Consider the following 13641-nt stretch of genomic DNA (forward strand, 5'->3'; position numbering starts at 1 on the left):
CCAATCCATGGATGATGTGATTACCGTTTTGTTTTATTTTATAAGGCTCACAATTAAAATATATCTATCTCACACGCTCTAACGTATATCGATTACGCGGAATTTCAAGACCCAGATTACCACGGAGCGTATCCTGTTCATATTCAGTCCGGAACAGCCCTCGTTCTTGCAGAACCGGGACAACCAGTTCCACGAAATCTTCCAGTCCATTGGGCACCACGGTACGAACATTGAATCCGTCTGCCGCTTCGCCTTCATACCATTCCTGAATCTGATCTGCGATCTGATCCGGTGTACCAATAAACGATGTGCGTGGAGTCGATGCCAGCAACGCCACTTGGCGCAGGGTCAGCCCCTGTTCCCGTGCCTGCTGCTTAATTTTATCTGTTGTACTGCGGAAGCTGTTGCTGCCGATCTCCCCTATCTCGGGAAAAGGTTCGTCCAGCGGGAACTGGGAGAAGTCATAATGGTCGAAGTAACGTCCCAGATAATTCAGCGCTTGGTCAATGCTGACCAATTCAGCAATCTCCTGATACTTCCGCTCAGCCTCTTCCGCTGTTCTACCCACAATGGGACCGATGCCTGGGAAGATCAGAATGTCCTCTGCCTGACGTCCATATGCCACTGCTCTTGCCTTCACATCCCGGTAGAACTCCCTTGCTTCCTCCAGCGTCTCATGTCCTGTATATACGGCATCCGCCGATCGGGCAGCCAGATCTTTACCAGATTCGGATGAACCCGCCTGAAAAATCACCGGATGACCCTGCTTCGAACGTCCCACATTAAGCGGACCCTGTACGGAGAAGTGCTCCCCCTTGTGATTCAGCGTATGCATCTTCGCAGGATCGAAGAATACGCCCTGCTCCTTATCTCCGATAAAGGCATCGTCCTCCCAGGAATCCCACAGGCCTTTGACCACATTCAGATGTTCTTCCGCAATTTCGTAGCGCAGAGCATGGTTCGGATGTTCGCCTTTGCCGAAGTTCAGTGCCGAGCCTTCCAGAGGTGAAGTGACCACATTCCACCCGGCCCTCCCACCGCTTAATTGATCCAGTGAGGCAAATTGCCGCGCAACCGTGAAGGGTTCACTATATGAAGTAGACAATGTAGCAACCAACCCAATGTGAGAAGTTGCCCCGGCGAGTGCGGACAGAAGCGTCAGAGGTTCGAAGCGATTGAGAAAATGAGGATTGGACTTCTCGTTAATGAAGAGACCATCTGCAATAAAAAGCAGATCGAACTTCCCTTTCTCCGCGATACGTGCCTGCTTCTGGTAGAATTCCAGACTAACGCTCGCGTTAACGGGAATGTCGGGGTGACGCCAAAAGGAAATGCTGTTACCCACTCCGTTCAGATTAGCTCCCAACTTCAATTGTCGTTGTGACATATATATTCCTCCCTATGTTGTGGTAATGACACTGCCCAAGCCGCTCCAAGCAATACAATGCCTGTGAAGAGAAAAATAAACGGAATGCCGACCCATCCACCGAGCAAACCACCGATTAACGGTCCTAGTACAATACCGAACTGACTCGCCGTCTGACTCAAACTGACAGCCCTTCCACGAAAATCGTGATCAGCATACTTGATGATCAGCGCATTGAGCGCCGGATAGACCGCGGCAAAGAACAGACCATAGACAAATCGCAGGCTGCCAAAATAAATCAGATTCGTTGCTGTCATCTGCAGCAGACTGCCAATTCCACCACCAATCAGTCCAATAAACAATGTTTTCTCGTATCCGATCCTGCCACCAATCTTCCCCCACCGGGGCCCCATAATAACTGTTGCCACACCAATGGCTGAGAAGACGATACCAGCACTAAGTGTTGCACTGCCGATATCTCCGCCAATCTGTACGACATAGAGCGTCAGCACCGGTTCGATAATGAGCACTGACGTTGAAACCAGCAAAATCAAAACGTAGATGCGCATCAACCCGGGAGTAGAAGCGGCTCTCTTCAAATCCCCCATGATCCTTGTTGGAACCACCGTACGAGTTAGCCGTGACTCCTTCACACCCAGAACCATCAGAGCCGCAAGCAACGTAATCACAGCCGATGCAATGAAGCATCCCCTCAGTCCAATCCAGTGACTTAATACCCCTCCGGCAAGAGGACCCAGTATTCCGCCCGCAGCGCTGGCCGTGGAGATCACGCCAAGTGCATAACCCACATGTTTCTCCGGAGTATTGGTGCCGATCAGTGTAATTGAGGCGGGATGAAAACCAGCCATGAGTCCCTGAAAGACCCTTACCGCGATAAACGTATACGGATCGTAAACAAAGAAATTAGCCAGATGCGCAATGCCTAGCCCAACGCCTGAACGCACCAGCATCAATTTGCTTCCATATCGATCAGCCAGCGATCCCCAGAAGGGTGCGCATAATCCACTGATCAGAAAGCTGATGGAGATGGAGATACCGGACCAGGCTTCCAGACCGGTATCGATCCCGAGATCATTTTGCAGGAATAGAGGAAAGAACGGAACGGATAGCGAGTACGCCATATGATTGAAAAACAGACCGAACCACAGAATATACAGATTTCGTTTCCATTGTGGCATCTTGGCTTCTCCATACTATATAATTCCTATATAAAAAGTAGGTTATTACCCATATTAGGGTACGACCACTGGAAAGTATAATAGAAAAGTTCAATAGACCCATTCAAGAATTAAATGAATGGGTCTATGACTTTGTTTCATGTGGGTATTCGATATGATTGGTGCATAGACAAAAATCCTCTGTTAAGTGGTACGTTTTTCACTTTCCTTCTGGTGAAACATTTTTTGTGGAATTAGGATGTTTGGTACCAACATGGAAAATTTATGTTGAAACAACAAATAAGTTCGTATAATATAAAATCAATTACTTGTTCTATAAATATAGAACTAATTTAGAAAGGAACTATACTCTTATGAGCTACACAGTAGAAGTTGATTTTGCGCCAATTTATGAATGTGTAAGCACCCTGAACGCTTTTTTGAGTAAACAAAATCATACTAACCTGGATGCCGGGAAACGGTGGGTTCGTGATGTACAGGATCGATTCTCACCAGCCAAACTTCAACAAATGCGAGATACGATGAAAGCCACAGACAACTTCAGCCTTGCGCCATATATATGGAGCTGTTCAGGGGAACGTTCGGTGAATGGCTTTTTGAATTGGCTTGAAGAATTGTCCTCGGGCCAATTGTATGACATCGCCGCGCGCTTTAAGTTAACCGTCCCCTCCAATCTGCCCGAATTGCGCAGTCGGACATCCGAAGTGCTACGAGAATGGGATACTCAGTATTTTGGGCAGATCGATCCGACAATTATTGAGGGACTCTTTTTGGAAGCTGAATCGAGACGTTCCAGTCTGAACGGGATGAATGACCAAGAAGTCTACGAACAAGCTACACAGGGCATGAGGATATATCCCAACAATACGTTAAAACAAATAATCCTCATCCCTCAATATCATGCACGTCCATTTGTCACCTCAGCAATCTTCGACGAGATGATTTTCACTAATTACTCTTGCGATATTCTTCCAACAGAACCGGGACGACCAGACCCTGGATTACTGCGTCTAACGCGGGCACTCTCCGATGAAACCAGACTGTTCATCTTACGACTACTGGCTGGTAAACAGCTGACCTTCACTGAAATTGTCCGTGAGGTTGGACTGTCCAAGAGCACGGTGCATTACCATCTAATAGCCTTGCGAGCAGCCGGGCTGATTATCGTGCATTATGATTACAAAAACACCGAATATAGCCTGCGCTTGGAAGCTCTGAACAACTTTCCACGGCAGATTGGAGCTTATATTGAGGGTTGAGTTCAAGCATTCGCTTCTCCACAAAGTGCACTATTCAAACATACGGAGGAACCTTAATGCTGAAGCGAAGTTACTACGGTTTATTGGCTACTGTTACTCTTAGTTCTCTCGGTGATGTGTTTGGTCTTTTGGCCATGGAATGGCTTGTTTATGAATTAACTACCTCTAAGCTAGCCATGGGTGCTATGGCACTAAGCTTCAGCATTCCCGAAGTAGCCTTCCGCCTACTTGGATCACCGCTGTCCGACCGACTGCATCGTGGACGGTTCATGACCGGACTGGCTGCAGTACGACTGCTGGCTCTTTTGTTGCCACTGAGTATGGGTATCGCGGGCCAATTACAGCTTTGGCACCTATTTCTCGCCGCAGCACTCAGCGGAGCCTGCTCAGCCCTCTTCATGCCAACGGCCATGGCTGTTGTACCAGGCGTAGCTGGCAAACATAAACTTCTGCGGGCATTCGCAGTGATTGATGGTTGTCGGAATGCCGCTGCTTTGCTGGGACCTGCCTTTGCCGGAGCTCTAACGGCTGCATCCGGAGCGTTACCAACACTTGGAATAAATGCTATTTGTTACATTGCAGCCGTCATCGCACTGCTCTATCTGCCCACAATGCAGAAACCAGTAGCACAAACTTCTTTTTCTCTTAAAGCTTATATCCGAGATATTGGAGAGGGCTTCTCTTTTTATCGGCGATTCCCAGCCATGCTCTCGATTATGATAATGGTTTCGATCAGCAATATGTCCTCTGTAGCTATCTGGACCATGATGATTCCTTTTGTCCGCGAAGTGCTGCACCGGGATGCCGCCGCCATGGGCACTCTGACCACAGCTTCGGCATTTGGCACACTAGCAGGACTAGCTATTATCTCGTGGATGGGTGAAATCAAGAGAAGACGCACGGTCATGCTGTGCAGCTTAGCTGTGATTGGGCTTTTCAACGCTTTATTGGGACTATTTCCGAGTTACCCATTTGCACTTATTGCCTTATGTGCTGCAGGAGCAGCCGGACCTTTCTTCGGTTCTCTAAGCTCTTCGTTACATGGTACGCTTGTGCCCAGTTCTCTACAAGGCCGGGTTAATTCGATCCGATTCCTGATTGGTGGAGGATTACAGCCCGTAGGCGCTTTTGCAGGTTCAGCGGTTGCAGAAGTCTATGGCCTTCCCTTCCTCTTTCTGTCTTTAGGTCTTCTTCCTTTCATCTGTTCGATAGCTGCTTCATTTCTCCCGAACCTGAAAGATTTGAATGGCGACCTCGATACTCTACTACATAAGTCATCCAATAAAGTTCGTATTACAAGCAGTTAATAATACTAAAAGCGCCGTCCCTTTTTATAGGAACGACGCTTTTGACGTGTGACAACGATAGCAGTTTACCTCAAACATGCCAGAATACAACATCTGTCCCCCACTTCCCAAACATACGGGATCGGTATCCTGACATAGGTAATCCGGAGATAAAAGCCAAATTTTCGCTTCTAAAGATTTTTCTATACTCTCCATTATCGTGTAAGTATGAAATCAACTTTACACTACACATCGCGATCATACTATTCCTTCAATTGGACCGACATAAACACATCGACCTCATCTTCACTGTCCAATATAAATCCAAATCGTTCATACAATCGGCGAGCAGGACTTCCCTGCAACACATTTAAAATAACCCTTTTCCCCTGAATTTGATCCTTTTCCAGCAGCAATTTTAGTACCTGAGTTCCTATTTTCTGTCCCTGATAATCGGGATGTATGTAGAAATGTTCCAATAGAAATGCCTCAGACTTGGGCTTCAAGGCGACACAACCTACCATTGAACCCTCCACTTCAATAATATGTGTATCGGCAGGGTCAAAAGTATTCCGGAAACGTTCACGTACCTTCACATCATCGTACCTTCCCAGTCTGGTTAGATCATCGTACAGTACCAAGGCTCGCAAATCAGCGAGTTGCTCTTGGTCTGCCTGTACAGCTTGACGCATTGTTATTGGGTTCATTTGTTGAATTCCTTTCCATTAGAGACACGTTAATTTTTGAATGTCTTATCGCACTATAGAACACTAAAAATCATACCTTTGGCAGCTCACTTGAGCAACATCGGATTTTAGAACGTACTATTTTTTTTCAAACCTATTGAACTCCAAAAAAATAAAAAAGCCCAAAAAGGACGGTGCACCATTGGCTTATACAAATAAGCGAACCCGCAGCCATCCCTTCTGGGATGTAGATTGTAGATTATTATAGAAAACTATGAAACATGTGAAGCTTGTGCCGCATGTTGTAATGCTTCCAGACCCAATGCTAGCGCACCACACAAGCCCGCATGCTGGCCCAATCCGGGCTGCACAATATATTGGTCGATATGTTGCGTGATTGGGGCTGCATTCACATAACCATTGAGATTCCGCACTACCTGCTCCCGGATCATAGGAAACAGATGATCTTGCTGCATCACACCACCACCCAGGATGATCTTCTGCGGCGAATGAAGCAAGATGACCGTAGTAATCGACTCCGCAATGTAAAAGGATTCGATCTCCCACGCCGGATGATCTGCCGGCAGTTCACTGCCAGGGATCTGCCAGCGAGCTTCAATGGCTGGACCTGCTGCCATTCCCTCCAGGCAATCGCCATGATATGGGCATAATCCATTAAAGTGATCGTCTCGATGGCGTCTTGTGCGAATATGTCCACCCTCGGGATGTAACAATCCGTGGACGCGTTGGCCCCCTGCCACGAGTCCGACACCAACGCCTGTGCCAATCGTGTAATATACACAGTTGTCCAGTCCTTGCGCTGCTCCCCACGTCACTTCACCGAGCGCGGCAGCATTCACATCCGTATCCCATCCAAAGGGAACCGGAAATTCATGCTTCAAGGTTCCAATGACATTACAATTTCCCCACCCAGGCTTAGGCGTGGTCGTAATATAGCCATACGTGGGACTATCCGCTTGCAGATCAATCGGACCAAAAGAGCCTATCCCGATTGCTTCCACGTCTTTATCCTTGAAATAGTCGATAACCTTGGCAAGTGTTGTCTCAGGATGTTCTGTTGGAAAACTGATCCGATCTTCAATCTGTCCATGCTCATTGCCTACACCACATACAAACTTTGTTCCGCCCGCTTCTATGGCTCCAATACGCATCGTTCTGGGCTCCTTTCCTTCATTACAATTAACCTTAAGCCTTGTTAGCCTTGGTCGGTGATATCTCATAGATATGAAGTGAAGAGAAGACCAGATCTGTATTTTCTGCATGAGCAGAGAGGCCTTGGCAATCCGCATCAGGATAGATTAGATCCGTAATAACGGCCTGACCATCATTTGCAAATACCTCCACAGATGAATGATCTACAAAGATACGCAAACTTTGATTTCCATTCACTTCTTTTAACTCAGCTGTATGACGGCTCAGGAAAAGTTCATGAAAATTGCCGATGCCTGATCGACTACGATCAACGTACACTTCACTTCGGATCGAGTCTACACCAATGACCGTCTCGTGATCTGCGCCGCTTCTTAGCGCAAAATGGAACGACTGATCCTGAGCCCACTCTGCATGGATCTCATAGTTCACGAGTTGCAAAGCGTTCAACTGCTCACTCACTTGCTGAATCGAAGCATCCTGTAGGGACAATACTGGTGTACGGGCTTGCTCAAGTTCACGTGCAGGACGTTGAATCAATATAACTTCTCCCGCTCTTGTCTCCAGTGTCAACTCCCGGGCAATGGTCATTGCTCCACGGTAATCATTGGTTGGCGTCTGGTTGGCATACATCCAGTTGCTCATCCAGCCGATAATGAGGCGTCTTCCATCTTCCTCAGGAACGTCAGACCAACTAACTCCTGCGTAGTTATCCCGACCATGATCAATCCAGCGAACCGTATGGGATGCCTCGTCTGGGACAAATGTAGTTCCATCAAATTCTCCGGTAAAATATTGTGTTCTGGAGCCTTCAATAAAAGCAGGATCTGCACCGATGCTAACAAGCATCACCCATTTCTCCTGCCCTGAATCTCCATCCACTGCAAGCGGGAACAGGTCGGGGCATTCCCACACACCGTCGTGTGAACCAATCCCGGCGCCGAATTCACTTCCTAACGTCCAATCTTTCAGATTGGGAGAACGATACAGACATACCGTTTGACCACAAGCGATAATCATAATCCACTCTTTGGTCTGCTCATGCCAGAACACTTTGGGATCACGGAAATCAACAAAGGACTCATGCTTTAATACCGGATTCCCCTCGTACTTAGTCCAGGTTCTGCCGTTGTCTTTGCTATACGCCAGACTCTGGGTTTGTATGGCATCTTGGTTTTTAACTTCAAGATGATGGGTGAAAATAGCAACCAATCCTGGCTCACCCTCAAAGAATCCGGTCGTGTTATTCCAATCCACTACGGCACTTCCCGAGAATATAGTGCCATTCTCATCGGGGAGTAAGGCTATCGGAAGTTCCTCCCAGGAGATCAGGTCCCTGCTCACTGCATGGCCCCAGTGCATGGGGCCCCATGTGGTTCCATGTGGGTGATGCTGATAGAACAAGTGATACTCCCCATTGAAAAACACCATGCCGTTTGGGTCGTTCATCCACTTCTCTTTCGGTGAGAAATGGTATTCATTTCTGTAATCTTGTTTAAGAATTGTCGACATTATGGTTTCTCCTCCGTACTTTTCTTTATTTGTTGTTACGGTCATATCCCGCTTGTTTAATCTGCAGCCATTCTTGCAATCCAAGGCGATCCAACTCTTTCAAGTAAGCATCCCATTCCTGATCTATTTTCCCGTTCTGATACCATTCTGTACGCAGACGTAACACGTAGGCGAAGAGATCGGTCTCAATCGTGGACAATCGATCCAGTTCATCAATGGAGAAGAACACACTTGGATATACGTTCTCCGCTTTCATATGCGGAACCATAACCTTGTCGAGAAGTTCCATCCGCCAAGCCGCATCTTCCGGTTTGGTTGTGTATTTGTCATAATAACTGTCGAGAATGGCCAATGGTCCTGCAATACTGGTTTTTTGTCTGAGTTCCACGGGTGCAGATCCTTCCAGTGGAAGATGCTTCAGCATCCCTTTGGCTTCATCGAATTCAAAGATATTTTGCTGACTCTCGTCTCCATAGGTACCCCAGTTGTTCTGCACAGATTGGAGCGGATCGTACAATTGGTCTACCCACTTGGCTGTGGATTCGAGGTTTTTATTGCTGCTGGTAATGACCATGCGACCACGATCAAGTCCTATTCCGTTTGTTCTTGTGACATTGACCTCTCCGTTAGGCCCGGCAACCGGAGGCAGAACATCATACGTATCATTCATGCCTGTAATGTTAGCCTTATCCCATGTGAAGTACATGCCGTACTTGTTATCCTTGCCTTTCGCCAGGTACGTGTTCCAATCCTGTTGGTACGATTCGACATCCACGAGGCCTTCCTTAACCAGCTCATGAATGTATTTAACCGCTTCCTTGTAACCTTCATCAGCTGCCGTGAAGACCACTTTCCCATCATTGGTTACCACGGTATGATCCCAGTTCTCTCCGAGTCCAAATGCCGCAAAGAGAAATGTCAGATCTTCTCCGCCCGGTTTGTTAATGAAAGATAACGGAATTTCGTCAGCCTTGCCGTTGCCGTTTGGATCTTGAGTTTTGAACGCGATCAATACTTCTTTCAGTTCTTCGGTTGTCGTTGGCATCTTCAGTCCAAGCTTGTTCAACCATTCCACATTAATCCAGGGCAAGTTATCCACTGACTGAATCCGTTGTTTGCCACTTCCGAGTTCTTCAATCCATGGGAATGAATAGATATGTCCGTCTGGAGCCGTGATCATGCTCTTGTATTCGGGAGCTTCCTCCAGCACCTTTTTCAGATTGGGCATGTGTTGTTCAATCATGTCCTCTAGTGGAATGATCGCCCCGTCCTTCGCCAGTTTCAGGAGATCATAATCCCCGTAACCTGCATCAAAAATGGCATCCGGCAAATCACCGCTGGCGACCGCCAGATTTCTTTTTTCCGCAAACACATCACTCGTATAGTTCTTCCAGTTGATATGCACATTGGTTTTCTCTTCGAGTCGTTTGTTAATCAGCTTGTCGTTCGGATCAGCAGGAGCCAGCGGAGAGCTCTGTGTTATAAAATTCAATGTCACCTTGCCATCAGGGGATTGCGCCTCACTTGCCGCGCCGCCTCCACCTCCGCCACAAGCGGTTAGAAAGAGCATTGCAGATAACATGGAAATGGACGCCGTTGTAACGGCTTTTCTGGACTTGTTTACTTTTTTCATAATAATGACCTCCATGTGTTGGATTGGATCAACTTACTGTATCGCAGGCTGTTCACTATTTGAGGGAACCGACCATGACACCTTTTTCGAAATACTTCTGGAAGAACGGATACATGATGATGAGTGGCAGACTCGAAATGACAATCGCTGAGTATTTAATCATCTCGGAGAGCCGTTTCAGTTCCGCCATCGCGAGCTGATCACTGATCATGCCCGGTGCAGCCTGATTCTGAATCAGAATGGAACGCAGAACGAGCTGTAACGGATGCAGGTTCGGATTATCGAGATAGATCATTGCATCAAAATAGGAATTCCATTGCCCAACGAACGCATAGAGTGCAAGTACAAAAATGATCGGTTTCGACAACGGAATGACGATCTGGAAGAAAATCTTCATCTCAGAAGCGCCATCCACGTTAGCAGCTTCTTTCAGTTCTCGAGGGACTCCTTTGAAAAAGGTTCTGGAGAGAATGATGTTCCAGACGTTAACCGCTCCAGGGATGATGATCGCCCACACCGTATCAAGCATGCCGAGATTACGTATGAGTAGATACGTAGGGATTAATCCCCCACCGAAGAACATCGTAATGATAAAGATAATCATAAAAAATCCACGTCCCGCGAGTCTATCATCCGACAATGCATAACCTGCAAATATGGATACGGTCACGGTGATCAGTGCAAAAGAAACCGAGTACAATACCGCATTTGCAAACCCCCGGATCATGGCTGGATTGGACAAAATCATCTGATATCCGTCCAGACTCCAGTCCGATACATTAAAGGACAGTCCACGATTCAGTAGCACCGTGGGGTCCATGAATGAGGCGATAACAATATAAATCAGGGGAACAACCACAACCAGTACAGCACAGGTGAGAAAGATGGCATTGAGTGTGAGGATCAACCGATCCATTCCCGTGTGTTTAACAACCATGGATAATACTCCTTTCCTAATAGAGGCCTTCGCCTTCATTCAATTTCTTCACAATCAGATTCACCGTCACCAGCAAAATCACATTGATAACCGAGTTGAACAATCCAACTGCCGCTGAATAAGCATAATCTCCAGACTGTAACCCCACCTTGTAGACATATGTGGCAATAATCTCGGAGGACGGCAGGTTCATGGACGTCTGCATCAGATAGGCCTTCTCAAATCCAATGGACATAATCCCGCCAGCTGCAAGGATAAAGACGATGGCCATAATCGGACGAATCGTTGGAAGATCAATGTGGCGAATACGCTGAAGGAGATTGGCTCCATCCAGATTAGCCGCATTGTGAAGCTCTGGATCAACATTGGCCAAAGCCGCGACGTATATGATGGAAGCCCAACCCGCTCCAGTCCAGATATCGGACAAAATGTAGATCCAGCGGAAATATTCCGGTTCAGACATGAACATGATTGGCTGACCTGTAATCCATGTGGCTAATTGATTAATTGGCCCTGTCGGTGAGAGGAAGATGAATAGCATACCCACAACAACGACAACCGAGATGAAATTGGGTGCGTATAGAAACAATTGGATATTTTTCTTGATGCCAGCTTTGCGTACCTGATTCAGCATGAGTGCCAGTAAAATGGGCACCGGGAAACTGAATATTAATCCCAAAAAGCTGAGTTTAAGCGTATTCATTAAAATGATATCGAAATTGGGTGAAGCTATAAATTTCTCAAAATGCTTCAGGCCTACCCAATCACTACCCATGATGCCTTTGATCGGACTGAAATCCTTAAACGCAATGATGGCTCCGTACATCGGAATGTACTTGAAGATAAGAGTCAAAATTAAGGCAGGTGCAAGCAACATATATAAAAAGTAATTTTTTTTGAGCTGCTGCAACCTGTGACCGCTTGTCGTCCTCACTTTCAGTACCCTTCCTTCGCCCTTTTTGCTGTCGGCTATGTTATCCAACACGATACCTCCGTTCATTCTAGAAGTTGACAATTGTTTTCAGTAAGGGCTTTCAATATTTACAATTGCCTATTTAATAATTTACAATTTATCAGGTTTCAACGGATTTAGTCAATACGTTTTGTAAAAAAATATTTGTGCATTTGATCATTTCATCTTTGCATTAATGTAACTAAAGAGGATTGAATTTGCATGTATACAGCACTGGATCGTTAATACCAGCCTAGATATTTCTATATCATTACTGTAATAGATCATCATTGTTACACTAGTTAACGAAACTTCTGGAACAATTATGAAAATAGAATTCACCTATCTAAATGTAAATGTAATTGTGCATTTGTAAAACAGAGATTGCTATTTGTCCCGTTCTATTATACATTTGACTTAGAGAAGAATATGGATGACTATTGATGATTAGAGGTGAAGCATTAGATGGCAAAGGAAAAAGTCACGATACAAGACATCGCTGATGCTTTGGGGATCTCCAGGAATACAGCTTCCAAAGCATTAAATGATAGCGGAAACATCCCGGATGAGACCCGAAATCGTGTAATTAAAAAAGCAATTGAACTTAAATATAAACAGTTTGCCTATATGGACAATGAGCATGTTCTAAGCAAGGCTCCGGGAAATATCGCCCTGTTAACTGAAAACCTGCCTAATACATCTCACTTTGGTTCGTTGTTAATCAGCGGTCTGGAGAAAAGAATCAGTGCGGAGGGATACAATCTCTCGATTCATATCGTGCGTGAAGACGATCAAGATACACTTACACTTCCCAACAATTTTGATATAGCCAAAGTAGACGGCATTATTTGCATTGAATTATTTGATCTGGAATATACACAGCTGATTACCGATCTGGGCATCCCCACCATCTTTATCGATTGCGCTTCCAACATATGTTATCCCGAATTCCAAGCAGATTTGCTACTCATGGAGAATGAACATAGCATCTACCAGTTAACCACAAAATTAATTGAGAGCGGCTACACAAGTATTGGATTCGTTGGAGATTACAATCACTGCAAGAGCTTTAATGAACGATGGGTTGGATATCACCGTGCTATGCTGGAGGCGGGGTTGCAGGTCGACCCGTCCCATTGCATCCTGGACAATGATCGCCTGTGTTTCTCCAAGCCAGGATGGTTGAACCACCGAGTGGCCGAGCTGGCATCCCTACCTTCTGCTTACGTATGCGCTAATGACTTTATAGCAGTTGATCTGATCAGGGCGTTAAAAGATAGAAATGTCGCTGTGCCACAGGATATTGTGATATGCGGATTCGATAATGCACCCCAATCTCGAATTATTGAGCCAGCATTAACGACGGTTCATATTTATAGCAATGAGATGGGCATTAAGGCTGCGGAGATGCTGTTATCCCGGATTAATAGCCCGACACAGCCGTATCAGGTCTCCCACATTGTGACCAAACCCATCATCAGGGAGTCCACACCAGCAATCATGGCCGATCATTCTCAGATGGTTCATAGTTCTGCAAAATAAAAAAAAACGTATGTCTCACGAGTAACAGCTCGTGAAGCATACGTTTTTTGGTGGTTTTGATTGGGTTGGATGAGAATTCCATCCTATCCATCGCGGCCT

At 46.1% G+C, this 13641-nt stretch carries 11 protein-coding genes; 3 read left to right on the forward strand and 8 right to left on the reverse strand.

The genetic code is table 11. The features are described from left to right. Positions 1 to 64: 64 nt before the first annotated feature. Both MKZ13_RS23335 and MKZ13_RS23340 read right to left on the reverse strand, forming a co-directional pair. Positions 65 to 1387, reverse strand: coding sequence for an LLM class flavin-dependent oxidoreductase (locus tag MKZ13_RS23335; protein ID WP_339178593.1), 1323 nt, complete (start codon positions 1385 to 1387; stop codon positions 65 to 67). Next, on the reverse strand, positions 1369 to 2565 hold the full coding sequence (locus MKZ13_RS23340) for an MFS transporter (protein WP_339178596.1): 1197 nt from the start codon (positions 2563 to 2565) through the stop codon (positions 1369 to 1371). The genes MKZ13_RS23335 and MKZ13_RS23340 overlap by 19 nt, the downstream gene beginning before the upstream one ends. Positions 2566 to 2918: 353 nt before the next feature. Between MKZ13_RS23340 and MKZ13_RS23345 the strand changes: the two genes are divergently transcribed. Then, positions 2919 to 3824 carry a winged helix-turn-helix domain-containing protein gene (locus MKZ13_RS23345; RefSeq protein ID WP_339178598.1) on the forward strand — a complete coding sequence of 302 codons (906 nt, stop codon included), beginning with the start codon at positions 2919 to 2921 and terminating at the stop codon, positions 3822 to 3824. A 56-nt stretch (positions 3825 to 3880) separates the two neighbouring features. Continuing rightward, a complete protein-coding gene (locus tag MKZ13_RS23350; RefSeq protein WP_339178601.1) occupies positions 3881 to 5131 on the forward strand; it encodes an MFS transporter in 1251 nt (416 codons plus the stop codon). Positions 5132 to 5373: 242 nt separating this feature from the next. On the opposite strand, the gene MKZ13_RS23355 is transcribed toward MKZ13_RS23350, so the two are convergent. The 6 genes from MKZ13_RS23355 to MKZ13_RS23380 all read right to left on the reverse strand — a co-directional run bounded on the left by MKZ13_RS23355 (position 5374) and on the right by MKZ13_RS23380 (position 11925). Then, complete coding sequence (locus MKZ13_RS23355) at positions 5374 to 5817, reverse strand: GNAT family N-acetyltransferase (protein ID WP_339178603.1); 444 nt, start codon at positions 5815 to 5817, stop codon at positions 5374 to 5376. A gap of 251 nt (positions 5818 to 6068) precedes the next feature. Beyond that, positions 6069 to 6968, reverse strand: coding sequence for an ROK family protein (locus MKZ13_RS23360; protein WP_221824786.1), 900 nt, complete (start codon positions 6966 to 6968; stop codon positions 6069 to 6071). 34 nt (positions 6969 to 7002) lie between these two features. Beyond that, a complete protein-coding gene (locus MKZ13_RS23365; RefSeq protein WP_339178607.1) occupies positions 7003 to 8478 on the reverse strand; it encodes a glycoside hydrolase family 32 protein in 1476 nt (491 codons plus the stop codon). 25 nt (positions 8479 to 8503) lie between these two features. Next, a complete protein-coding gene (locus MKZ13_RS23370; protein WP_143760332.1) occupies positions 8504 to 10111 on the reverse strand; it encodes an ABC transporter substrate-binding protein in 1608 nt (535 codons plus the stop codon). A 55-nt stretch (positions 10112 to 10166) separates the two neighbouring features. After that, entirely contained in the window at positions 10167 to 11048 is an 882-nt protein-coding gene (locus MKZ13_RS23375) for a carbohydrate ABC transporter permease (protein ID WP_036617174.1), read from the reverse strand. A 16-nt stretch (positions 11049 to 11064) separates the two neighbouring features. Further along, positions 11065 to 11925 (reverse strand): ABC transporter permease subunit, encoded by an 861-nt coding sequence (locus MKZ13_RS23380; RefSeq protein ID WP_223200008.1) that lies wholly within the window; start codon positions 11923 to 11925, stop codon positions 11065 to 11067. Positions 11926 to 12465: 540 nt separating this feature from the next. Between MKZ13_RS23380 and MKZ13_RS23385 the strand changes: the two genes are divergently transcribed. Next, positions 12466 to 13542, forward strand: coding sequence for a LacI family DNA-binding transcriptional regulator (locus MKZ13_RS23385; protein WP_339178613.1), 1077 nt, complete (start codon positions 12466 to 12468; stop codon positions 13540 to 13542). The last annotated feature ends 99 nt before the right edge of the window (positions 13543 to 13641 follow it).

Origin of the sequence: Paenibacillus sp. FSL R5-0701 (assembly GCF_037973995.1) — a bacterium.
GTDB lineage: Bacteria > Bacillota > Bacilli > Paenibacillales > Paenibacillaceae > Paenibacillus.

Bases quoted from the DNA above. Each gene is read 5' to 3' on its own strand.
- MKZ13_RS23345 (WP_339178598.1), top strand. From the start codon at position 2,919: ATGAGCTACACAGTAGAAGTTGATTTTGCGCCAATTTATGAATGTGTA.
- MKZ13_RS23350 (WP_339178601.1), top strand. From the start codon at position 3,881: ATGCTGAAGCGAAGTTACTACGGTTTATTGGCTACTGTTACTCTTAGT.
- MKZ13_RS23360 (WP_221824786.1), bottom strand. From the start codon at position 6,968: ATGCGTATTGGAGCCATAGAAGCGGGCGGAACAAAGTTTGTATGTGGT.
- MKZ13_RS23355 (WP_339178603.1), bottom strand. From the start codon at position 5,817: ATGAACCCAATAACAATGCGTCAAGCTGTACAGGCAGACCAAGAGCAA.
- MKZ13_RS23385 (WP_339178613.1), top strand. From the start codon at position 12,466: ATGGCAAAGGAAAAAGTCACGATACAAGACATCGCTGATGCTTTGGGG.
- MKZ13_RS23335 (WP_339178593.1), bottom strand. From the start codon at position 1,387: ATGTCACAACGACAATTGAAGTTGGGAGCTAATCTGAACGGAGTGGGT.
- MKZ13_RS23370 (WP_143760332.1), bottom strand. From the start codon at position 10,111: ATGAAAAAAGTAAACAAGTCCAGAAAAGCCGTTACAACGGCGTCCATT.
- MKZ13_RS23340 (WP_339178596.1), bottom strand. From the start codon at position 2,565: ATGCCACAATGGAAACGAAATCTGTATATTCTGTGGTTCGGTCTGTTT.
- MKZ13_RS23375 (WP_036617174.1), bottom strand. From the start codon at position 11,048: ATGGTTGTTAAACACACGGGAATGGATCGGTTGATCCTCACACTCAAT.
- MKZ13_RS23380 (WP_223200008.1), bottom strand. From the start codon at position 11,925: ATGTTGCTTGCACCTGCCTTAATTTTGACTCTTATCTTCAAGTACATT.
- MKZ13_RS23365 (WP_339178607.1), bottom strand. From the start codon at position 8,478: ATGTCGACAATTCTTAAACAAGATTACAGAAATGAATACCATTTCTCA.